Origin of the sequence: Mycobacterium sp. ACS4331 (assembly GCF_001667265.1) — a bacterium.
In the GTDB taxonomy this organism is placed as follows: Bacteria; Actinomycetota; Actinomycetes; order Mycobacteriales; family Mycobacteriaceae; genus Mycobacterium.
Window position 1 is genome coordinate 1 of record NZ_LZHW01000006.1, and the last position, 19,150, is coordinate 19,150.

At 68.0% G+C, this 19,150-nt stretch carries 19 protein-coding genes and 1 pseudogene; 7 read left to right on the forward strand and 13 right to left on the reverse strand.

What is annotated here, in order from left to right; translation table 11 throughout:
- Positions 1 to 307 (forward strand): EDR2 domain-containing protein (locus tag A5727_RS27740; protein ID WP_197507542.1); only part of this gene is annotated, 307 nt, incomplete at its 5' end.
- An 82-nt stretch (positions 308 to 389) separates the two neighbouring features.
- Here A5727_RS27740 and A5727_RS00965 read toward each other — a convergent pair.
- Together A5727_RS00965 and A5727_RS00970 are read right to left on the reverse strand one after the other, a co-directional pair.
- Positions 390 to 1,046: a DUF1345 domain-containing protein gene (locus A5727_RS00965; RefSeq protein ID WP_068243008.1), complete on the reverse strand. Its 657-nt coding sequence runs from the start codon at positions 1,044 to 1,046 to the stop codon at positions 390 to 392.
- 34 nt (positions 1,047 to 1,080) lie between these two features.
- Positions 1,081 to 1,272 (reverse strand): hypothetical protein, encoded by a 192-nt coding sequence (locus A5727_RS00970; RefSeq protein ID WP_157521152.1) that lies wholly within the window; start codon positions 1,270 to 1,272, stop codon positions 1,081 to 1,083.
- A gap of 676 nt (positions 1,273 to 1,948) precedes the next feature.
- Here A5727_RS00970 and A5727_RS00975 point away from each other — a divergent pair.
- Positions 1,949 to 4,432 carry an Ig-like domain-containing protein gene (locus A5727_RS00975; RefSeq protein WP_197507543.1) on the forward strand — a complete coding sequence of 828 codons (2,484 nt, stop codon included), beginning with the start codon at positions 1,949 to 1,951 and terminating at the stop codon, positions 4,430 to 4,432.
- Between the two features lie 27 nt (positions 4,433 to 4,459).
- On the opposite strand, the gene A5727_RS00980 is transcribed toward A5727_RS00975, so the two are convergent.
- Positions 4,460 to 6,109 carry an ATP-binding domain-containing protein gene (locus A5727_RS00980; RefSeq protein WP_068243018.1) on the reverse strand — a complete coding sequence of 550 codons (1,650 nt, stop codon included), beginning with the start codon at positions 6,107 to 6,109 and terminating at the stop codon, positions 4,460 to 4,462.
- Between the two features lie 136 nt (positions 6,110 to 6,245).
- Here A5727_RS00980 and A5727_RS00985 point away from each other — a divergent pair, with 136 nt between their 5' ends.
- Positions 6,246 to 6,575 carry a hypothetical protein gene (locus tag A5727_RS00985; protein WP_068243022.1) on the forward strand — a complete coding sequence of 110 codons (330 nt, stop codon included), beginning with the start codon at positions 6,246 to 6,248 and terminating at the stop codon, positions 6,573 to 6,575.
- Between the two features lie 39 nt (positions 6,576 to 6,614).
- Here A5727_RS00985 and A5727_RS00990 read toward each other — a convergent pair whose 3' ends face one another.
- On the reverse strand, positions 6,615 to 7,679 hold the full coding sequence (locus A5727_RS00990; protein WP_068243025.1) for an NAD(P)H-dependent amine dehydrogenase family protein: 1,065 nt from the start codon (positions 7,677 to 7,679) through the stop codon (positions 6,615 to 6,617).
- Between the two features lie 92 nt (positions 7,680 to 7,771).
- Here A5727_RS00990 and A5727_RS00995 point away from each other — a divergent pair, with 92 nt between their 5' ends.
- Both A5727_RS00995 and A5727_RS01000 read left to right on the forward strand, forming a co-directional pair.
- Positions 7,772 to 8,227: an SRPBCC family protein gene (locus A5727_RS00995; protein ID WP_082949523.1), complete on the forward strand. Its 456-nt coding sequence runs from the start codon at positions 7,772 to 7,774 to the stop codon at positions 8,225 to 8,227.
- Positions 8,224 to 10,032 carry a sulfatase family protein gene (locus A5727_RS01000; protein WP_068243031.1) on the forward strand — a complete coding sequence of 603 codons (1,809 nt, stop codon included), beginning with the start codon at positions 8,224 to 8,226 and terminating at the stop codon, positions 10,030 to 10,032. The genes A5727_RS00995 and A5727_RS01000 overlap by 4 nt, the downstream gene beginning before the upstream one ends.
- Positions 10,033 to 10,036: 4 nt before the next feature.
- Here the strand turns inward: A5727_RS01000 and A5727_RS01005 are convergent, their stop codons facing one another.
- The 7 genes from A5727_RS01005 to A5727_RS01035 all read right to left on the reverse strand — a co-directional run bounded on the left by A5727_RS01005 (position 10,037) and on the right by A5727_RS01035 (position 17,404).
- Complete coding sequence (locus tag A5727_RS01005; RefSeq protein ID WP_068243033.1) at positions 10,037 to 11,401, reverse strand: wax ester/triacylglycerol synthase domain-containing protein; 1,365 nt, start codon at positions 11,399 to 11,401, stop codon at positions 10,037 to 10,039.
- Positions 11,398 to 11,925: a hydrogenase maturation protease gene (locus tag A5727_RS01010; RefSeq protein WP_068243036.1), complete on the reverse strand. Its 528-nt coding sequence runs from the start codon at positions 11,923 to 11,925 to the stop codon at positions 11,398 to 11,400. The genes A5727_RS01005 and A5727_RS01010 overlap by 4 nt, the downstream gene beginning before the upstream one ends.
- Positions 11,922 to 13,214 (reverse strand): Ni/Fe hydrogenase subunit alpha, encoded by a 1,293-nt coding sequence (locus A5727_RS01015; protein WP_068243039.1) that lies wholly within the window; start codon positions 13,212 to 13,214, stop codon positions 11,922 to 11,924. Before A5727_RS01015 ends, A5727_RS01010 begins: the two co-directional genes overlap by 4 nt.
- On the reverse strand, positions 13,211 to 13,969 hold the full coding sequence (locus tag A5727_RS01020; protein WP_068243042.1) for an NADH-quinone oxidoreductase subunit B family protein: 759 nt from the start codon (positions 13,967 to 13,969) through the stop codon (positions 13,211 to 13,213). Before A5727_RS01020 ends, A5727_RS01015 begins: the two co-directional genes overlap by 4 nt.
- Entirely contained in the window at positions 13,970 to 14,830 is an 861-nt protein-coding gene (locus A5727_RS01025) for an FAD/NAD(P)-binding protein (protein ID WP_068243045.1), read from the reverse strand. It lies immediately after the preceding gene.
- On the reverse strand, positions 14,823 to 16,001 hold the full coding sequence (locus A5727_RS01030; RefSeq protein WP_068243149.1) for a 4Fe-4S dicluster domain-containing protein: 1,179 nt from the start codon (positions 15,999 to 16,001) through the stop codon (positions 14,823 to 14,825). Before A5727_RS01030 ends, A5727_RS01025 begins: the two co-directional genes overlap by 8 nt.
- Before the next feature lie 455 nt (positions 16,002 to 16,456).
- Positions 16,457 to 17,404: a mechanosensitive ion channel family protein gene (locus A5727_RS01035; RefSeq protein WP_068243049.1), complete on the reverse strand. Its 948-nt coding sequence runs from the start codon at positions 17,402 to 17,404 to the stop codon at positions 16,457 to 16,459.
- 74 nt (positions 17,405 to 17,478) lie between these two features.
- Here A5727_RS01035 and A5727_RS01040 point away from each other — a divergent pair, with 74 nt between their 5' ends.
- Together A5727_RS01040 and A5727_RS01045 are read left to right on the forward strand one after the other, a co-directional pair.
- Entirely contained in the window at positions 17,479 to 17,844 is a 366-nt protein-coding gene (locus A5727_RS01040) for a SpoIIAA family protein (RefSeq protein ID WP_068243052.1), read from the forward strand.
- 67 nt (positions 17,845 to 17,911) lie between these two features.
- On the forward strand, positions 17,912 to 18,400 hold the full coding sequence (locus tag A5727_RS01045) for a DUF302 domain-containing protein (protein WP_068243056.1): 489 nt from the start codon (positions 17,912 to 17,914) through the stop codon (positions 18,398 to 18,400).
- Positions 18,401 to 18,629: 229 nt separating this feature from the next.
- Here the strand turns inward: A5727_RS01045 and A5727_RS27985 are convergent.
- Together A5727_RS27985 and A5727_RS01050 are read right to left on the reverse strand one after the other, a co-directional pair.
- Positions 18,630 to 18,761 (reverse strand): annotated as a pseudogene (locus A5727_RS27985) (type II toxin-antitoxin system VapC family toxin); the annotation flags it as partial.
- The gene (locus tag A5727_RS01050; RefSeq protein WP_068243059.1) at positions 18,761 to 19,015 is read right to left on the reverse strand and encodes a type II toxin-antitoxin system VapB family antitoxin; all 255 of its coding nucleotides are present in this window, start codon (positions 19,013 to 19,015) and stop codon (positions 18,761 to 18,763) included. The pseudogene A5727_RS27985 and the gene A5727_RS01050, both read right to left, overlap by 1 nt.
- Positions 19,016 to 19,150: the final 135 nt, after the last annotated feature.

Here is a 19,150-nt window from a genome sequence, read left to right on the forward strand (position 1 = left end):
CTCGGGGGTCTCGATCGCCCTGGCTTCTACCTTCGCCTCGCCCGTCGCCCTCCGGGTGCTGGAGCACGGCACGGTGGGGACGCTGGGGTTCGTCCTGGTGGTGGCGATCGGCCTACCGGGTTTGGTCGGCTACCTGATGATGAAGCGGGAGTTGGCGCGGGATGCAGCAACACTCGTTCATGCGGTGATTCAGCGCCGGTCATCCAGCCGGACTGGCCTGGCACGGGCGAAGTCGGTGGGCTGGCAGGTGGCCGCTGGATCGGGAGAGGAGTTCAGAACTACGGCACCGGAGCCCCCGCTGCCCTAGTTCCCCCGCGCTCAGAAGAGGCTCCTGAACAGCCCACCTGGGACTTTGTGTTCGGCAGGCTCTTCTGGGCGCCCGCCTGGCTTCAGCCCGACACGATCAGGTTGATCACCGAGCCGATGATCACCGCACCGAACAGGTAGGACAGCAGGGCGTGGGTCAGGGCGGCCTTGCGCATCGCCGCCGTGGTCAGGTTGGTGTCGGAGATCGCGAAGCTCACGCCCACCGCGTAGGCGACATAGGCGAAGTCGCTGTACTGCGGCCGGTCCGGTTTGGTGGCGCTGTTGAAGTCGATCCCTGCGGGCTCGCCGCTGAAGTACAGCTTGGCGTAGGTGAGTGCGTAGAGCGTGTGAATCGCGAACCAGGAGATCACTACGCTGGCCACGGCCACCCACTCCGCCGCGGCCCTGGAGTGCCCCGGCCCGGAGTTCGCCAGCAGCATTCCGACACCGGCAAGGCTGGCCACCGCTCCGGTCCCGACGAGTGCGAACACCAGGTCGACGGGCGGCTCCTCACCTCCCGCATGCTCGGCGGTCTCCTCCGGTGTCATCGTCCACAGCGAGCCCCAGGTCAACACCATGTATGTCACGGCGAGGACATCCCAGCCGAACAGCAATACCGCCCAGTGCCATATGCGGGCCGCTGCGCCGGCGATGGCGGCGCCCCCGAGCACCGCAGCGATGAGCAGCCGCAGCTTGGGGTGGCCCGCAAACGGCAGCCGGAACCGGCCTCGCTCTGCCATGCCCCCAGTCAAGCAGTCATGTGCGTGTCACGGCTCAGTCTTCGCCGTCCCAGTTGTAGTCGTGGCAGCCGATTTCGGCGCTGTACATCCACGGACCGCCGAAGAACTCCAGGGTTCCTGTGGTTCGCACGATGACACGAACGCGGTGCACCTCGTCATCGTCATGGACCCGCTCCATGAAACGTGCGAGGTGCGCAAGCTCCCAGCCGCTGACGACCAACTCCATCAGCACATTAGTGATGAATCCCGGCTCCGGCTCCGGCTCCGGCTCCGGCTCGTCAAAGCTGACCGTGCACCTCGCGGTATCCGGCCCTCCCTCACAATCATGTGCACCGCCCAGCCACGAAAAGTGTGCGACCGCACGGCACCTGCCGCAGACCGGCCATTGGATGAGTGACGACGACAAGCAACCCCCCGGTGTGTTTGACCACCCCCATTCTACCGGTGCATTACGACACATCTGATTCTCCGCCAACGGTTTTGGGCTCGGAACAACCGTGGATGGTCTCGAACCGCCTCGTCAGTGCGATGTCCATCCGCCCGGCACCGCTAACACCGAAACCGGGTTACCGACGACGCTTCCAGACCCCCAGACCGTCACGATCCTCGACCCCGAGGCAGGCCACCGCCTCCGGTGTGCATATGCTCAACGGCCGCACAACGCCTTGACGTGCACCTCCACACGCCTTGACTAGTTGCGCTAATTAACCTTTCGTGTCACACAGGTGATTCACAGTAACTCCGGCAGCCTTTGCCGCGGACGACTTTCAGCAAACTCACGTCAGACAGTGACCGATCTGACATATTCCGGCTTGGAGGCCCGGCCGGACCTTCGGACGCAGGAGTGTCCCCTTACTCCACCTGGAGATGTGCTCATGGAGGGTGCAAAGAACGTTTCGCGATTGAGTGGCCTGACTCTGGCTGTCGGACTGGGTATCGCGGTGTCAAGCGGCCAGGGCGTGGCTAACGCCGAGACCGATTCCACCGACACCGGATCTCCGGGTTCGACGGCATCGTCGCGATCATCGGATACCGAATCATCCACTCCCCCAGACGCATCGCCGGGTGACGAGCAGAAGCGCAGCGTCACGAGTCGCCTGCGCACCCGCGATGCCACAGAATCGACCGAAACGACTCGACCCTCGCCTCGCGACCTGTCACCACGGCGACTGAAGCTCCGTGAGGACATCCGCCTGGCACTCACGCGTGCGACAGCGGCCACCGACGCCGAGCCCACGCAGCCGGCGGACTCCGGCTCGGGCACAACGACTCCGGGCGGGGACACCGGCAGTCCCGCATCCCCTGCGCCTGAGCCCGATCTCGAGATTCCGGACGCCGAACCGAACACTGCGCCGATCGACACATCGGCGCCGAGTCCCGACCCGGCAACCGTGATGGAGCTCGCCCTCGGCGACCGGACGGCCGTCACGGCATCCACTCTGGCGACACGGCGCGCCGACCTCGCCAGAATGAGAGGCACCGACCCCGGCAGCGCGGCGCGGGTGCTGAGCGAAAGGTTCTCGGCCCTCACGGTGAACACCGTGGCGCCTGCGGTGTATTCGGCGGTGCCGCAGGCCACCGCGCAGACTCAGACCACCTCCGACCCGATCACCGTGACCAGCAGCCCGAAGCTGTCGCCCATCGCTGCGGTCATCGCGGTGCCGGCGCGCATCGTGAGTGGCCTGTTGGCGTTGGTCGGCCTGGGCCCGACCGCGGCACCGGGCGCCCCCGCGTCGCCGATCACCAAGCTCGTCGAACTCGCCTGGGTGGCACTGCGCCGGGTCAACAGCTTCTTCTTCAACTCCACACCCACCGCGACGGTCACCCTGGTGGACCCGTCGGTGACGGGCGTCGTCACCGGACAGGTCGTCGGTCACGATAAGGATGGCGACCGGCTGGAGTACCGGGTGGTCGAGGATCCGACGAACGGCACCGTCGAACTGCACGCCGACGGTTCGTTCACCTACACCGCCACCGTGCGACCGGACGGCACCCTCGGCGGACCGGACACCTTCCGAGTCGCGGTCGTCGACAAGGGATTCCATCTGCACGGCCTGCTCGGATTCCTCAAGCCGTTCGGCGGCCACGCCACCGTCGTCAGGGTCGATCTCGATGCCACGCCGGTCAACGAGGCTCCCGTCATCGAGCTGATCGGAACACATGTCCCAGCGAACGGCGGAGTGATCACCGGTACCGTCCGAATCACCGACGATGGCGCAACGCTTCCCACAGTGACTGTCACACAACCGGACCCACAACTCGGCACCGTCACCATTGACCACGTCGACGGTGACACCTGGCAGTGGAAGCTCACACCGGACCCGGCCCTACCCGCGTCGGAGACTGCCGTCTCGTTCGCCATCACTGCGGATGATGGACGGGCCACCACCACGCTGCCCGTCGAGGTCACGATTCCCGCGCCGACTCCCATCGTCGTCGACATTCAGATCATCTATCTGCCATCGATCGTGGTGACCCCACCTGCCCCGCCGGCGACAATTGAACTGCCCGAGGGACAGCTGCTGGTGACCCTGAACACCGGTTCGTTGTATATCCCCGGGCCATCCACCAGCCAGACCATCGATCTGACGTCGGGTTCACTCGTGTACCCGCCGCCGGCAGGTTCTAGCGACTTGCTGGTGCTCAACCCGGATCTCACGATCAGCACCGGCGCCATCGTCGGCTCGCAGTTGCAGCTGACCGGAACGGGTATCACCCTGAATGAGACACCGACCTCGCTGACTTTGGTCGGCGGGAACCTCACTACCGGTGGAGCCCTGGTCACCACCTCCGGGTCACAACTGACCGTACAAGGGATGAACGATTTCCCGGTGATCGTCAACGGGGTTGAGGTCTTTACGGCGGACGCCGCCTTCAAGGAGGTCGTGGTGGTCGGGTCAACCAACACTGTCGCCGCGACGAGTCCATACGCGATGTCATTCCTTCAGGTGGGGTTCAACCTCGGCTCGCGGGCGGCGCTGAGCGACGCACCGAGTTCGCGCATCAGTGTTGAGGTGATCGAGGTCGTCGACTTCGATGGCGGTCTCGTGGGCAAGCTCGCCACCCATGGGAACTCAACCTTCGTGACGGTCACCTACGACGGCATCACGTATCTGAAGAAGTACGACGATACGTGGTACTCGACTGAGCTGGAATTGCCAGGCGCCGTGAGCAGCATTGCCATCAGTGAGGACGGCACCCGTGGTTACCTGGTCGACGACGCGGCGGGCACCGTCACGGTCATCGAAATCATGGAGCACTACTACGGGATGAACGTGATCGACACGATCCACACCGGGCCCGGACACGTGTCGGCACTGTCGAATGGACGCTTTGCCGTCACCAACCCCACAACCGGAACCGTCACGATCGTTCAGCTGGACTGAGATCCGCAGTGCCTGGCCCGTCGCCGCTCAGATCCCCAGGCGCCGGGCCAGGTCTGCTCCCCCGACTTCACGGATGAACTCCGGGTCACCGCACACCACGAGTTGGTCACGCGCACGGGACAATCCGACGTAGAGCCGTTCCCGGGACCGGTCGAATCGGCTCTGCTCGTTGACCACCAGCACCACGCAGCGCCGTTCCAGACCCTTGAACCCCAGGACATGTCCGTAGAACACCTGGTCGGTGTCCCAGAACGTGTCCCAGTAGGCCTTGTTGCCCTCGCGTTGACGTTCGGCCTGTTCGGGGTGGCGACTGCCGGTGGTCAGCAGCGCGATGTCCTCGGGACGCCACCCCTCGTCGAACAGCAGCTCGACCTGATCGTCACCGACGCCCAGGGCCTCGTCCCGGTCGCAGGCGACGAACTTCACCGCAGGCCCCTCCCCGCCCAGGAACCGCATCGGGTGATCGACCAGCGGCTGAAAGGCGTTGGCGATTTGGCGGGTGTTGCGCAGGTTGTGGTCGAGGATCAGCGGCACCAGCGCCACCGGCGGTGAGCCGTGCCGGTTGAACACCCGCTGGCCCTCGTCGCTGAACACATACAACCCACCCTCCAACGGGTCGCGCAGCGCGCCGAGCAGCGGGTCCCACCACGCGTCGGCGAAGTCCTGCGACTCGTCGACCACCACCGAGTCGAAGCGCTGGCCGGGCTCGAGTTGTGCTGCCAGATCTGCCATTTGGCTGGGCAGGTCGTGCTCCCAGAACTGCACGGTCTGCTCGTTGCGCAGCGCCTCGTCGGGCCCTTCCGGTGCACCCCACTGCACGCCGAGGGCATGGAACTCGCCGACGTAGGCGGGCTGCTGACGGCGGGGCCAGGTCGCGGTGATGCGCTCCAGGTACGACGCCAGCCCGTGCGAATAGCAGACCAGCGCGACCCGCTCACCGCGCTGCGCCAACCGGCGGGCCTGCTCCATCGCCAGGAAGGTCTTGCCGCTGCCCGCGCCGCCGCGCACCTCGATCCGGGTGAGCAGGCGGGCCGCGTTGAGGATGACGGCCTGGTGTTCGGTGAGCGCGTCGGCGGCGTCCTCGTTGGCCAGGGCGCGGGCGACGACGTCGCGTTGCGGCAGTCCCCGGCCGCTGAGCGCGGTCCCGAGTTGGTCGATGCCGTCACGGGTCAGCAGCGGGCGGTCGAGTTTCTGCCTGAGAAGCAGGTCGCGCAGCTTCTCGACGAGGGTCGGCAGATCGTTGCGGTCGATGACCTTCCAGCGCGGGCACTCGGGAAGGCCGAAGTCCTCGGGCAGCTCGGTGTTGGGCAGCACGACGACGTGGTCCCAACGCAGCCTGCCCTGCGTCCAGCGGGGATCTTTCTCGACGAAATCCCGCAGCGCATAACATGCTTCGCGGGCCTGGCGGACCGGCTCGATGGTGAACTGACGGCCGCCGCGGATCTGTCGCCAGCCCTCGCCGTCGTGCCACACCTCACCGCCCTTGACCTCCAGGCACACGATGCCGGCACCCTCGAGCCCGACGACGAAGTCGACCTCGTGGTCCTTGAGGTGGTCGGTGACCCGCTGCCCTGGCACGACAAGGTCATTCGGCGCGAGCTGATCGACAAGCGCCTGCCAGGTGCGACGTTCGGCGGCGTTGGCCAACCGAGGCGGTTCGTTGGTTGTGACGGTCATGCATGCTCCCCCGTGAGCGAATCTGCTTTCGGGCACGGTAACCGATGGGGTCGACAATGGACGCGAGGACTTGTCGGTGTGGCCTGTCATCATGCATCGAGCAGGCCGAGGGGCCGCACGTAATGGAGGGGGAATCATGAGGGTTCAGTCGATGTCGGTGGTCGCGGCGATGGTGTTCGGGGGCGCGCTCGCGCTGGCACCGGTCGCGGCGGCCGATTCGTGGACGATGCCGAATCTGATCGGCTCGGATCTCCAGGGCGCGCAGGACGCCATTCAGTCGCTGACCGACGACAAGGTGTGGTTCAGCGACTCGGTCGATCTGACCGGCCAGGACCGGATGCAGATCAACGACCGCGCTTGGGTGGTGTGCAGTTCCACCCCGCCGCCCGGGGCGACGTTCACCGAGAGCACCGCGGTCACGTTCGGCGTGGTGCGCAAGGACAGCGAGCAGTGTCCGGCCCGGTGAGTGGGGTGCCCCAGAGCCGGTGCGCGTCGTTGGTGATCGTCACGCCCCGGCCTGCCCCGTGACCATCAGATCGAGTCCGCTCAGGATGCCCGGTTCGGCCGCACACACCGCGGGGACGGCGTTGATCACGCGGGCCGCGGTGGCCACTGAGCCGGGAAGCTGACCGCCCTTGAGCGCGAAGTCGACCTCCACCGGTGGCTCACCATCGACGGAGATGCGGGTGAGCCGGCGGACATCGGAGCCGGGCGGGATCATCGGAGCCCAGTCCTCGATCGCCTCGTCGACCATCGACCAGACCGACGAGAACTGCACGCGCACCCGCCCGTCCACGAGGCCGCTGAACGTCATTCGGACACTGCCGATGGTGCCGGCCGGGATGTCACCAACCTCGAATCGTCGGTCCCGGTCGGTCACCGCGACATCTCGACGCTCCTCCACGCTGTCCAGCTGCAGCCCGATGCCTGCGGCCAGCAGACGCATCGGCGTGCCGAAAGCCGCGACCATCGCGCCCGGCGGATACACCTGCGCGTCCTGCTCGGGGGTGCGGCCGAACCCGAGCATCGCGAAGAACCCCGGTACGTTGTACGCCCCGCAGAGGATCCGCTCTGCCACTGTGACTTTGGTTGGCAGCGCGCTCATGCTGGCCGCGTGCACGGCCAGCATGTCGGTCGCGAATCCCGGCGCGATGCCGGTGGCGAAGATCGAGGACCGGCCCCGCGCGCAGGCCTCCGACAGCCTCTGCTGTGACTCGTCGTCCAAGGACGCCGGATGGAACAGCGCGTGATAGGACGGCGTGACGATGTTGGTCCCGCTGGCCAGCATCGTGCACAGCTGGTCGACGACATCGTCCGGCGACCGTTCGGAGGTCGCGCCGAAGTACGTCACGCAGTCCGCGTCGAGGGCCAGGAAGTCCTCCAGGCTGTCGGTCGCGATGACTCCGGCCGGCGGTGCACCCACCAGTTCACCGGAGTCGCGACCCTCCTTGCCCGGGGTGGTGACGAGATGCCCGACCAGTTCCAGCCGAGGCGAGCGCAGAATCTGCCGCAGCGCGATCGATCCGGTGTAACCGGTGCCGACGTGCGCCACCCGGTACTTCTCTGCCATGTCGACGAACCTCCCCCGTGGCCGATACGACATCGGCCAGCCTACGGACACGACGGGCCCGCCGACGCCGATTCGCCGTCGCGGCGCCGGGCATCGTGTTGGATGGCGGTGTGTCACTCGCAAGCCGCAGCCTGGTGATTCCCGCGACGGTGCCGGCCATCTGGGAGGTGCTGGCCGACTTCGGGGCGATCAGCGCGTGGGCCGGGGTCGACCACTCGTGTGTGCTCAACGCCCGCCCCGAGATGCTGGGCACCACCCGCCGCATCCAGTTCGGCCGCAACACCGTCGTCGAGCGCATCACCGACGTCGAACCACAGCGCACCCTGGCGTACGCCGTCGAAGGCCTGCCTCGGCAGATGGGCGCGGTGAGTAACCGGTGGACGCTGGAACCGGTGGGCGATCGCACGAAGGTGACGGTCACCAGCAGCGTCGAGGCCGGAACCGGACCGCTGGCGCGGCTCGTCGAGCGGATCGCCGTGCGGGGTATGGCACGCAAGTCGGAGACCATGCTGGCCGGGTTGGCCCGCACGATGGGAGCGAAAGCATGACCGATCGACCCGACATCATCATCGTGATGACCGACGAGGAGCGGGCCATCCCGCCCTACGAGTCCCCCGAGGTGCTGGCCTGGCGGCAGCGCACGTTGGCCGGGCGGCGCTGGTTCGACGAGCACGGTGTCAGCTTCACCCGGCACTACACCGGGTCGCTGGCGTGCGTGCCGAGCCGTCCCACGCTGTTCACCGGCCAGTACCCGGACCTGCACGGCGTCACCCAGACCGACGGCATCGGTAAACGCTACGACGATTCGCGGCTGCGGTGGCTGCGCCGCGGCGAGGTGCCGACGCTGGGCAACTGGTTCCGCGCGGCCGGCTATGACACGCACTACGACGGCAAATGGCACATCTCGCACGCCGACCTCACCGACCCCAAGACCGGACAGCCGCTGGCCACCAACGACGACGACGGCGTGGTGGACGCACAAGCGGTGCAGGCGTATCTGGATGCCGACCCGCTGGGGCCGTTCGGCTTCTCCGGGTGGGTGGGACCGGAGCCGCACGGAGCGGCCATGTCCAACAGCGGTTTTCGGCGGGACCCGCTGTTCGCCGACCGGATCGTGGCCTGGCTGGAAGACCGCTACGCGCGCCGCCGCGCGGGCGACCCGGCGGCGCTGCGGCCGTTCCTGCTGGTGGCCAGTTTCGTCAATCCGCATGACATCGTGCTGTTTCCGGCGTGGGTGCGCCGCATGCCGCTGGCACCCTCCCCCGCGGATCCGCCGCACGTCCCCGAAGCCCCGACCGCGAACGAGGATCTGCGCGGTAAACCCGCCGCGCAGATCGCCTTCCGCGAGGCCTACTACTCGGGCTACGGCCCAGCGCCGGTGGTCGAACGCACCTACCGCCGCAGGGCGCAGCAGTACCGCGACTTCTACTATCGGCTGCACGCCGAGGTCGACGGACCACTGGACCGGGTGCGCCGCGCGGTCACCGACGGCGGCTCCGAGAACGCCGTGCTGGTGCGGACTTCCGATCACGGCGATCTGCTCGGCGCGCACGGCGGCCTGCACCAGAAGTGGTTCAACCTCTACGACGAGGCGACCCGGGTGCCGTTCGTCATCGCCCGGATCGGGTCCCAGGCGACCAGCGCGCGGCAGGTCGAAGCGCCCACCTCGCACGTCGACCTGGTGCCGACCCTGCTGGGCGCGGCGGGTGTCGACGTCGAGGCCGCGGCCGCGCAGTTGCGCGCGTCGTTCAGCGAGGTGCACCCACTGCCGGGCCGTGACCTGATGCCGGTGGTGGACGGCGCGTCCGCCGACGAGCACCGGCCCATCTATCTGATGACGCGCGACAACGTGCTCGAGGGCGACACCGGGGCGTCCGGTGTGGCGCGCAAGCTTGGCCGCGACACCAATCCGCCTGCGCCGCTGCGGATCAAGGTGCCCGCGCATGTCGCCGCCAATTTCGAGGGCCTGGTGCTGCGGGTCGAGGATGCCGATGCGCCCGGCGGCTGTGGGCATCTGTGGAAGCTGGTGCGCACGTTCGACGATCCGGCGACGTGGACCGAGCCCGGCGTGCGACACCTGGCCGCCGACGGCCTGGGCGGCGAGGCGTATCGCAGTGACCCACTGGATGACCAGTGGGAGCTGTATGACCTGACCGCCGATCCCATCGAGGCCCAGAACCGTTGGGCTGACCCGGCACTGCATGAGCTGCGTGCGCATCTTCGGATGCAGCTCAAGCAGGTGCGGGCGGCCTCGGTGCCGGAGCGCAATCAGCCCTGGCCGTACGCCGACCGTCGACCGCCGGCTGAGGGGCAGGGGCCAGTGGGCCGGATCCGGCAGCGAATGGGGTTGTGACGTCTCACCCGGCCAGGTCCAGCACCTCGTCGAAACCCGCGACCAGGCATTCGTGGAAGACGTCGAAATCCGGTATCGCGCCGGTGTCGACGTCGATGCCCAGCGAGCATGTGTCGACGTAGCTGAGCAGCGTGACGTTGACGGCCGCGCCGACGGTCGGGCCGAACGCGTACTGCATCACCAGCTTCGCGCCCCCGAGGAACACCGGCACCGGAATGCCGGGGACGTCGCTGGCCAGGAAGTCGACGTTGCGCAGTATGGAGCCGATGTACCAGCGCGGCATCAGGTTCAGCGCGCTCGCGATCCACTCGGTGTAGGGCAGCGACCGCTCCCGGCGCACCTTGGCGGTCTGCCGGTGAATCGCAGCGATGCGCTCGGCCGGGTCGGCGACACCGACCGGAACATCGAAGCGCATCAACGTGATCCGGTTGCCGCCCATCGCGTCGCCCTCGGCACGCAGGCTGATCGGCATGGTCAAGTGCAGATCACCCACCGCGACGCCGTGCTTGTCGTGGTAAATCCGCAGCCCCCCGGCCAACCCGGCGACGAACGCGTCGTTGAGGGCACCGCCGCTGCGGTGCGCCGCCTCCCGCAGCGCACCCAGGGGCACCTGATGCACGCCGAGGCGGCGGGTCAGCGAACGCTGCGTCATCAGCGGGGACCCGGTGCGGGTCACCGGGCGCACGGTGCGGTAGACCGACGCTGCGGTCGCCAGCGCGGATCCGACGGCAGCCCGCGGTCGGCGGACGCTGCGGTACAGCAGTCCCGGGGTCGCCGCCAGTGCTCCCGCCATCGTTGCCGCGGTGAGCTTCACGTCGTGACCGAGCACGCTGCGGTACTCACCCCACCACGGGGTCGCGGGCACCACCTTCGCGGGCAGCAGCGGTTCGGTGTCCGTGGACTCCGCGGAGGTGTCGAACATGATCATCCCGATCTGCACGCCCCCGACACCGTCAGTGAGGGCGTGGTGGAATTTGCACAGCACCGCCGCCCGGCCGTCGTCGAGACCGTCGATCAGCGTGACCTTCCACAGCGGGCGGGCCCGGTCGAAGTCCTCCATCGCGGCGACCCTCGCCAGTTCCAGCACCCCGTCGAGGGTGCCGGGCGCGGGCGCCGCCACATGCCGGATGTGGAAGTCGAGGTCGAAGTCCGGGGCGTCCTCCCACCGCAGGGACCCCGGCAGCGCCGACTCGACGACCCGCTGCCGGAACATCGGCAGCCTGCGACTGATCAGATCCATGCGGGCGCGGACGTGGTCCCAGTTCGGCGACTTCTCCAGCAGCAGAACGGTGACCACCGTCGACCGCAGGCGTGGATCGCTCTCCATCGCCCAGGTGAACGCATCGCTGCTGCGCATGAATTCGCTCATGGTGCCCTCCCGGGCTCGAATCTACGGTCAGAGTCCCCCCGAGAACAGGGGCCAAAGTGCTCTTTTGGCCCGAATGTGGCCCTAGTCTCGGCGATGATCGCCGCCGCCACCACCGGCACCGCCGCCGCCACCTCCGGGGTCAGTCCGACTCCGTGCCCGCAATCCGCGACGTCCACGGTGTAGAGCACCACTCGGGAGGGGTTGCGGCGCAGCACCTCTCCCAGTCGCAGGGCGGCGGCGACGCCGACGCCGTGGGAACTGGTCGTATGTGTGGTCGCGACGGCGTCGGGGGTCACGCGCCGAACCCGGCCGGGTGTCCCGGCTGGGCTCATGGTCGCATCGACGATCACGGCCAAATCGGCCCCCACCCACAGGTCCAGAAGCTCGGAGGGATCCCGCACACCCGCGAACACGCGGACCTGTGGTGGTGCGGTCCGGGCGATGTCGTCGGCGATGAGGAGGCCGACGCCGTCGTCGCGGCGATGGGCGTTGCCCAGGCTGATCACCACCGCGCGCGGTGTCATCGGCGGTCGACCGTCAGGGTCAGGAAGTGCGCGGCACAGGAGATGCACGGGTCATGGTTGCGAATGCCGCGCTCGCACAACGCCGTCAGCGCCGCATCGTCGAGGTCGGCGTTGCCATCGATCAGCCGCCGCAGGTCATCCTCGATGGCGCCCTGGTTCTGGGCGGTCGGCGGGATGATCTGCGCGGTGCGGATCAGCCCGTCGTCGCCGATCTCGTAGCGGTGATACAGCAGCCCCCGGGGTGCTTCGCTGACACCGTGCCCCACCCCGGCCCGCGCCGGCACGTCCTGGAACGGCCGCGGCGGCCGCTGGTAGTCGTCGATGATCCGGATCGCCTCTTCGACCGCGTACACCACCTCGACCGCCCGAACGACGATGCTGCGAAACGGGTTTCGACACTCCGCGCCAAGCCCGGCCTCGGCGGCGACCTGGCGGACCAGCGGAGACAGCAGCGCCGAGTTCAGCGAGTAGCGGGCCAGCGGTCCGGTCAGGTGACGACCGCCGTCGAGAGTGGACTGCAGCGCGGTCGAATGCGCCACCTGCTCCTCAACCACGTGATCGGTGAAATCGGCCACCGCGAAGGGGGTTCCGGCGCTACGCGCGATGACGCCCTGTTCGATCGCGTACCGGTCCGGCCGGCTCAGCGCCAGAAACTCGTGGTCGACCTCCAGGTCGGGAAAGTCGAATCCCGACACCCACTGCGCCGTGGCCAGTGCGTCGTCGAGGGCGCGCCGCAGCAGTTCGCGCAGCGGCCGCAGGTCGGCCCGCTCGGGCACGGCGTAGAACCCGCCGAGCCGGACGTTGACCGGGTGGATCGCACGCCCGCCGAGGTGTTCCATGAGCTGGTTGCCGACCTTCTTCAGCGCCAGACCGCGTTCGACGGCCTCGGGGTGTTCGCGGGCCAGGCTGATCACGTCGGGATGGCCGAGGAAGTCCGGGGCGTGCAGCAGGCAGATGTGCAGCACGTGGCTGTGGATCCACTCCCCGCAGTAGAGCAGCCGGCGCAGCTCCTGCAACCGCGGGTCCAGGGTGATCCCACAGGCGTCTTCGAGCGCGTTGCAGGCACTGACCTGGTAGGCGACCGGGCAGATGCCACAGATCCTGGCGGTGATGTCAGGTGGTTCGGTGTGGGCTCGGCCCCGCAGGAACGCCTCGAAGAACCGGGGTGGCTCGTAGATGTTGAGCTCCACTCGTTCGACGGCCGCGCCGTTGAATCGGATGTGCAGGGCGCCCTCGCCTTCGACGCGGGTGAGCGCGCCGACGGTCAATGTGCGGTCTCCACTTGTCATTCGGCTGACCGTTCGGCGGTGAACTGGGTGACGTTGAAGGTCGAGAAGCTGCGGTCGACGTCGGCCTCGGACATGCCGTCGCGGCGCAGCAGCGGAATGAAGGCCGGCATGTTGGGAGTGGCGGTGGGACCGAAGCATCCGTAGCAGCCGCGGTGCACCGACGGACACAGCGCGCCGCAGCCGGCGTGGGTCACCGGGCCCAGGCACGGAATCCCCTCCGCCACCGTCACACACGTCACGCCGCGCCGTTTGCATTCGGTGCACACCGTCGCGGCCGGCAGCCGCGGTTTGCGTCCGATCAGGAGCGCGGAGAGGGTGTCGAGCAGTTGGTGGCGATCGATCGGGCAGCCGCGCAGTTCGTAGTCGACGGTGACGTGGGCGGACGCCGGTGTGGAGGTGGCCAGGGTGTCGATGTAGTCCGGTCGGGCGTAGACGATGGACGCGAACTCGGCCACGTCAGCGAAGTTCCGCAGCGCCTGGATGCCGCCCGCGGTCGCGCAGGCGCCGATGGCCACGAGGGTCTTTGACTGGTCCCGGATTTCGTGGATGCGGCGTTCGTCGGCGGCGGTGGTGACCGAACCCTCCACCAGCGACACGTCGTACGGGCCGCCGACCATCGCGCTCGAGGCTTCGGCGAACGTCGCGATGTCGACCTGCCCGGCCAGGGTCAGCAGTTCGTCCTCGCAGTCCAGCAGGGTCAGCTGACAGCCGTCGCACGAGGCGAACTTCCACACGGCCACGGTCGGGTTCGCCATCTACAGCTCCCTCACCCTCAGCAGCGGTCCCGCGGCGTCCCAGCCCACCACCGGGCCGTCGCGGCACAGCAGCAGCGGGCCCAGTTGACAGTGCCCGCACCAGCCCACGCCGCACTGCATGTTGCGTTCCAGCGAGACCCGGATGGCGTTGGGCGCCAGCCCCTTTTCCAGCAGCACCTGGGCGCTGCTGCGCATCATGGCCTCCGGGCCACACACGAAGGCCGTGGTGTGCCGCGGGTCGAGGGTCAATCGCCGCAGCGGCTGGGTCACCAGCCCGGTCTCCCCCGTCCATCCCTGCACGGGCACATCGATCGTCATGTCGACCTCGATCAGGCCTGCGTGCGCCCATGCGTCGAGTTCAGTGATGAACAGGAAGTCGTTGCGCGCGCGGGCGCCGACGATCAGCACCACGCGGCCGTACCCCTCCCGGTCGGCCAGCACGTCGAGCACCACCGGTCGCAGCGGTGCCAGGCCGACTCCGCCGGCGACGATGACGACGTCACCCCCACAGGCGCGGTGCAGGTTCCATCCGGTTCCGAAAGGCCCTCGGACACCGATGATGTCGCCCGGGCTGGCGGCGTACAGCGCGTGGCTGACGGCCCCGACATCGCGGATGGTGTGGGTGATGGTGCCGTCGGGCTTCGACAGGTGGCCGCTGACCGAGATCGCGACCTCGCCGACGCCGAAGGCGTAGAGCATCATGAACTGCCCCGGTTGCGGGGTCGCGATCCGTTGCCGCACCGGCGTGAGTTCCAGCGTCGCGGTGTCGCGGTTCTCCTGCACCCGGGAGCTGACCCGGTGCGGGACCGGGTCCATCGCCGAAACAGGTGCTGCCACAGACGTTGTCACGGTGTCAGTCATGGTCGTCCGGAGTCTGGGCGGCCGGGGACAGGTCGGCCAGGGTGGCGAAAGTGGCCATCTCCTCGGTGATGTCGATGCCGGTGGGACACCATGCGATGCAGCGGCCGCAGCCGACGCAGCCGGAGGTGCCGAACTGGTCGTGCCAGGTGCCGAGTTTGTGGGTCAGCCACTGGCGGTAGCGTGCCGCACCGGTCTGCCGCACCGGTCCCTCGTGCAGCAGCGAGAAGTCGAGTTCGAAGCAGGACGCCCAGTTCAACCATCGTTCGGCGTGCTGTCCGGTCAGGTCGGAGACGTCCTCGGTGCTGGTGCAGAAGCAGGTCGGGCAGACCATGGTGCAGTTCCCACATGTCAGGCAGCGGCTGGCGACCTCCTCCCAGTGCGGCGATTCGCGGGACTGCACCAGCAGGTTGCGCAGGTCCCGGTCCGGCATCTGCCGTCCCATCTTCTGCGCGGCGGCGGCGACTTCGGCTCGGGCACCGTCGATCTCGTCTTGGCGCGCGGTGCGGTGCGAGACCGCGGCGAGCACATCGGCGCCCGCCGGGCTGCCGACGTCGACCAGGTAGTGGCAGTCGGCGCCGTCGATGCGTTCGGTGAGCGCCAGGTCGTAGCCCGGGCCGACGTCGGGGCCGGTGCCCATGGAGGCGCAGAAGCACAGGCCGCCGGGTTCGGTGCAGTTGACGGCGACCACGAAGAGCCGCCGGTGCCGGTTCTGGAACCCGGTGTCGGGGTGTGCGGCGCGGCCCAGCACCCGGTCCAGGGTCGCGATCGCGGCGAGGTCGCAGCCCCGCACGCCGAGGAAGGCGTAGGCCGGTTCGAGTGGCTCGCCGTCCACGGTGTCGGCACCGGCCGCGGTGCCGTCTGTTCCGCCGCCTGGGGTGCCTGACCAGATGCGCTGCCGGGGTGGGTGCAGGAACTGTTTCCAGGACTGCGGACCGGCCGAGTGGCCGAAGCAGGCGTCGTCGTCGCGTCGGCGCAGCCGGTAGTGCCCGGGTGCGGTGTCGACGCCCCAGCCGTAGGGCAGGTCGTCGGCGGAGTCCAGTTCGGCCAGCACGATCGCGTTGTCGCGGCGAACCGGTCCCACCACGCGGTAGCCGCGGTCGTGCAGTGCGGCCACCAGCCCGCGCAGACCCGCTCGGTCGAGCACAGCCTGGTCGCCCAACGTTTGACTCATCGTTCGATGGTCGAACCCGCAGGTCGCGGGCACAAGGGTATTTAGTCAGCAGCGCAAACCGGCTGGAGTCCGGTGCCCAAGATGGGGACTTTCGTCCCTAGTGGCGTTTCCGGGCTCGGGAAAACATGTGGAGGTATTTCAGACACCGGACTGGGGAGGACGGTAAATGGTGGCAGCGCGGGGTGCCGACGACACGGTGCGCGAACTGGATGTGATCGCCGAGGGGTTCCTCGGCTCGGAGTTCGCCGAACCCAACTACGCCAGTTGGCCGATCGAGCGTCGCCTCGACGCGTATCTGCGCCACATTCGTCGTCTCACCAGCGTCGATCACCACAACGGGTCGGTCTGTGAGGCACTGCTCGAACGCGTGATGACCCATATCGGGCGAGCCCGCCGAGCAGGGCCCAGAGCCGCCGGCAGCGGACTTGGGGGGGCCCGCGGCCGGCGGCACCCGACTACTGGGCGTTGGCGTTCGCGGCCGGTTGCGGCAGGGGGTAGGACAGGTCGATGTCGTGTTCGTCGTAGGCGCGCAGGATCGCCGCGCGCAGCCGCCGCTGCACCGACCACTGGGCGTTCGGCCGGGTCTTGACGGTCATCCGCAGCGTGACCAGGCCCGGCGACAACTCCTGGACGCCGAGCATTTCGGGTTCATCGATCACCTTGGCGGCCAGCGCGGGATCCTTGACCGCGTCCTGGGCGGCCTCCAGCGCCACTGACTCCGCCAGGCTCAGGTCCGCCGACATCGCGACCGGCAGCTCCAACCGGGCGACCGCGAAGTCCTGGCTCATGTTTCCGACTCGGGCGATCTCGCCGTTGCGGACGTACCAGAGGGTGCCGTCGACGTCACGCACGGTGGTGACCCGCAGTCCGACACTCTCGACCTCTCCGGAGGCGTCGCCGAGGTCGACGATGTCGCCGACGCCGTACTGGTCCTCCAGCAGCATGAACACGCCCGTGACGAAGTCGCGGACCAGGTTCTGCGCACCGAAACCGATGGCCAGACCGACCACCCCGGCCGAGGCGATGAACGGCGCGATGTCGACCCCCATCACGTTGAGCACCGTGAGCACAAACCACACCAGCAGCACGATCGACACCACGGACTTCAGCACCGAGCCGATGGTCTGGGCGCGCTGCTGACGCCGCGCCGCGGCGCGGGCGGCGCTCGCCGGCGAGGGCACCCGCTCACGCAGGGTGCGCAGCAGCGCCGGTCTCTTCTCCACGGTCTGCGCGTCGTCGTCGGCGGCGCGTGCGCGTCTGGTGGTGGCCCGGTCGATCATCCGGTGCAGCACGTAGCGCGCCACCAGCACGACCAGCAGGTACGCCGTGACTCTGATGGGGACCTCGATCAGCCAGTGCCGACTTGTGTCGGTCCATTCGAAGGCCAGGGTGTAAACATCCATCAGGGCCGCGTACCCAGGACCAGTGGGGGGCTAATCGGACTACGGTGGATCTCGGAGATTGAGGGGGTGGGTCAATGATCGAGGTGCTGACCGATCTGCCGGAGGGTGTGAGCGGGATTCGGGTTTCGGGCCGGCTCAGCGGTGACGATCTTCGGGCGTTCGAACCGAAGATGCAGGATCTGCTGGGGACGGGTGAGATCAGGTTCGTCGAGGTGATCGACGACTACGCGGGCTTCGGCCCGGGCGGGCTGGCAGAGGACATGAAGCTGGGCTTCGGTCTGCTGTTCAAACACCACGCGGCGTTCAAGCGGATCGCCGTGGTGACCGACACCGACTGGATCAAGCACACGCTGCACGTGATGGCCTGGATGGTGCCGGGCGAGCTGAAGCTCTTCGGGCTCTCCGAGCTGGAGCAGGCCGCGGCGTGGGCCGCGGGCTGAGTTCAGTCAACGTTACCCAGGAATAACCTCCACGGGCCGCGCGCTGTGTCCCAGCGGAGGTGCCGCCATGCCTGAGGTGATCCCGTTCTCTGGGGTGCGACTTCGTTACCCCAGTTCGAAGAACTTCGACGCGCTCCTGGCAGCGCTGCACGCCGCGGTGGGGTCCGAACCCGCGCCGGTCGGTGAAATCGCCGTTCAGGCCTCTGACTGGGACGTCTTCGAGCGCTCCGTCCAGCGTTACGTCGGACCGTTCGGATTCATGGTGTTCACTGCGATCGACCATGGGGCGTGGATCGAGAAGGCCGGCATCGACCGCAAGGTGCTGCGGGTGGTGATCGGCAACCCGCTGATCGCGATCACGATGCTGCGCCACGATGTCACGGCCGGCTTGTTCGCTCCCGTGGAACTGCTGCTGACCTCCGAGGCGTCCGGCAGTGCGCTGACGTATGTGGTGCCGTCGTCGTTGATGGTGGTTGCGGACAACCCGGCGTTGTTGGAGGCGGCGACGGCGTTGGATGAGAAGTTGGCGGCGTTGGCGGTCGCGGTGACGGAGTAGACGCTCGTCGGTGGGACCGCCGGGGCGGCAACTCACCTCTCACCGAGGGTGATTCATGTCGAGCGTGTGGCGCTGAGGTGGACACCCTCCGGCTGCGCGGCGTCATCATCTGTTGACGCCAGGTGTTCGCCCACCCACGTACAGAGCTCGGGCCGCGGTGCTGACGACCGGTCAGCGCGAACGACTATATGGCGCAACCACATCAGACCAGCCACGTTCCTACGTCTGAGATCACGATCGCCGTCTCCACATATGACGCGGTGGACATCGTCCGGACGGGATCCTCGGCCACTGCCGCTTCCAACAACTCGGCGTCGGGCTCGTCGGTCAACATAGCGAAGAGGGCAGGTGTGATGACCATCAGGACGGCAGCCCCCGGTCGTCGTAAGCCGCGATCTCCTCCGCCGAGCGGTCGTCCACCAACGGCAACGCTGCACAGCGACGACGGATCGCGGCGAGGTCCTCACGCAGCAGGACGACCTGGGCACGGCCCGCCGTCCGCGCCAGCCGCTCACGCAGTGCCACCACCACCGCCTCAGTCAGCGTCTCCCCCGTCCGCGCCGCCAGTTCTCGGGCCAGCCGGTCGGCTTCGGGATCCTTGATACTCAGAGCCATTTCTCGATCATGGATACTTGTCATGATTCTAGATAGCTGCTGGTCACACCACCTATATCGCGGATTCCAGCACATCCGCCAATGGTGAGGGAACCTTCGGGTACGCCCGACGCGCGCTGAGCCAGATCCTGTCGC

What these genes read in the sequence shown, in the direction of transcription:
- A5727_RS01000 (WP_068243031.1), top strand. Translation starts at nt 8,224, where the DNA reads ATGACCGATCGACCCGACATCATCATCGTGATGACCGACGAGGAGCGG.
- A5727_RS01020 (WP_068243042.1), bottom strand. Translation starts at nt 13,969, where the DNA reads ATGGCGAACCCGACCGTGGCCGTGTGGAAGTTCGCCTCGTGCGACGGC.
- A5727_RS01010 (WP_068243036.1), bottom strand. Translation starts at nt 11,925, where the DNA reads ATGACACCGCGCGCGGTGGTGATCAGCCTGGGCAACGCCCATCGCCGC.
- A5727_RS01050 (WP_068243059.1), bottom strand. Translation starts at nt 19,015, where the DNA reads ATGGCTCTGAGTATCAAGGATCCCGAAGCCGACCGGCTGGCCCGAGAA.
- A5727_RS00965 (WP_068243008.1), bottom strand. Translation starts at nt 1,046, where the DNA reads ATGGCAGAGCGAGGCCGGTTCCGGCTGCCGTTTGCGGGCCACCCCAAG.
- A5727_RS00970 (WP_157521152.1), bottom strand. Translation starts at nt 1,272, where the DNA reads ATGGAGTTGGTCGTCAGCGGCTGGGAGCTTGCGCACCTCGCACGTTTC.
- A5727_RS01015 (WP_068243039.1), bottom strand. Translation starts at nt 13,214, where the DNA reads ATGACAAGTGGAGACCGCACATTGACCGTCGGCGCGCTCACCCGCGTC.
- A5727_RS01045 (WP_068243056.1), top strand. Translation starts at nt 17,912, where the DNA reads ATGCCTGAGGTGATCCCGTTCTCTGGGGTGCGACTTCGTTACCCCAGT.
- A5727_RS00980 (WP_068243018.1), bottom strand. Translation starts at nt 6,109, where the DNA reads ATGACCGTCACAACCAACGAACCGCCTCGGTTGGCCAACGCCGCCGAA.
- A5727_RS01025 (WP_068243045.1), bottom strand. Translation starts at nt 14,830, where the DNA reads ATGACTGACACCGTGACAACGTCTGTGGCAGCACCTGTTTCGGCGATG.
- A5727_RS01040 (WP_068243052.1), top strand. Translation starts at nt 17,479, where the DNA reads ATGATCGAGGTGCTGACCGATCTGCCGGAGGGTGTGAGCGGGATTCGG.
- A5727_RS00990 (WP_068243025.1), bottom strand. Translation starts at nt 7,679, where the DNA reads ATGGCAGAGAAGTACCGGGTGGCGCACGTCGGCACCGGTTACACCGGA.
- A5727_RS01030 (WP_068243149.1), bottom strand. Translation starts at nt 16,001, where the DNA reads ATGAGTCAAACGTTGGGCGACCAGGCTGTGCTCGACCGAGCGGGTCTG.
- A5727_RS01035 (WP_068243049.1), bottom strand. Translation starts at nt 17,404, where the DNA reads ATGGATGTTTACACCCTGGCCTTCGAATGGACCGACACAAGTCGGCAC.
- A5727_RS01005 (WP_068243033.1), bottom strand. Translation starts at nt 11,401, where the DNA reads ATGAGCGAATTCATGCGCAGCAGCGATGCGTTCACCTGGGCGATGGAG.
- A5727_RS00985 (WP_068243022.1), top strand. Translation starts at nt 6,246, where the DNA reads ATGAGGGTTCAGTCGATGTCGGTGGTCGCGGCGATGGTGTTCGGGGGC.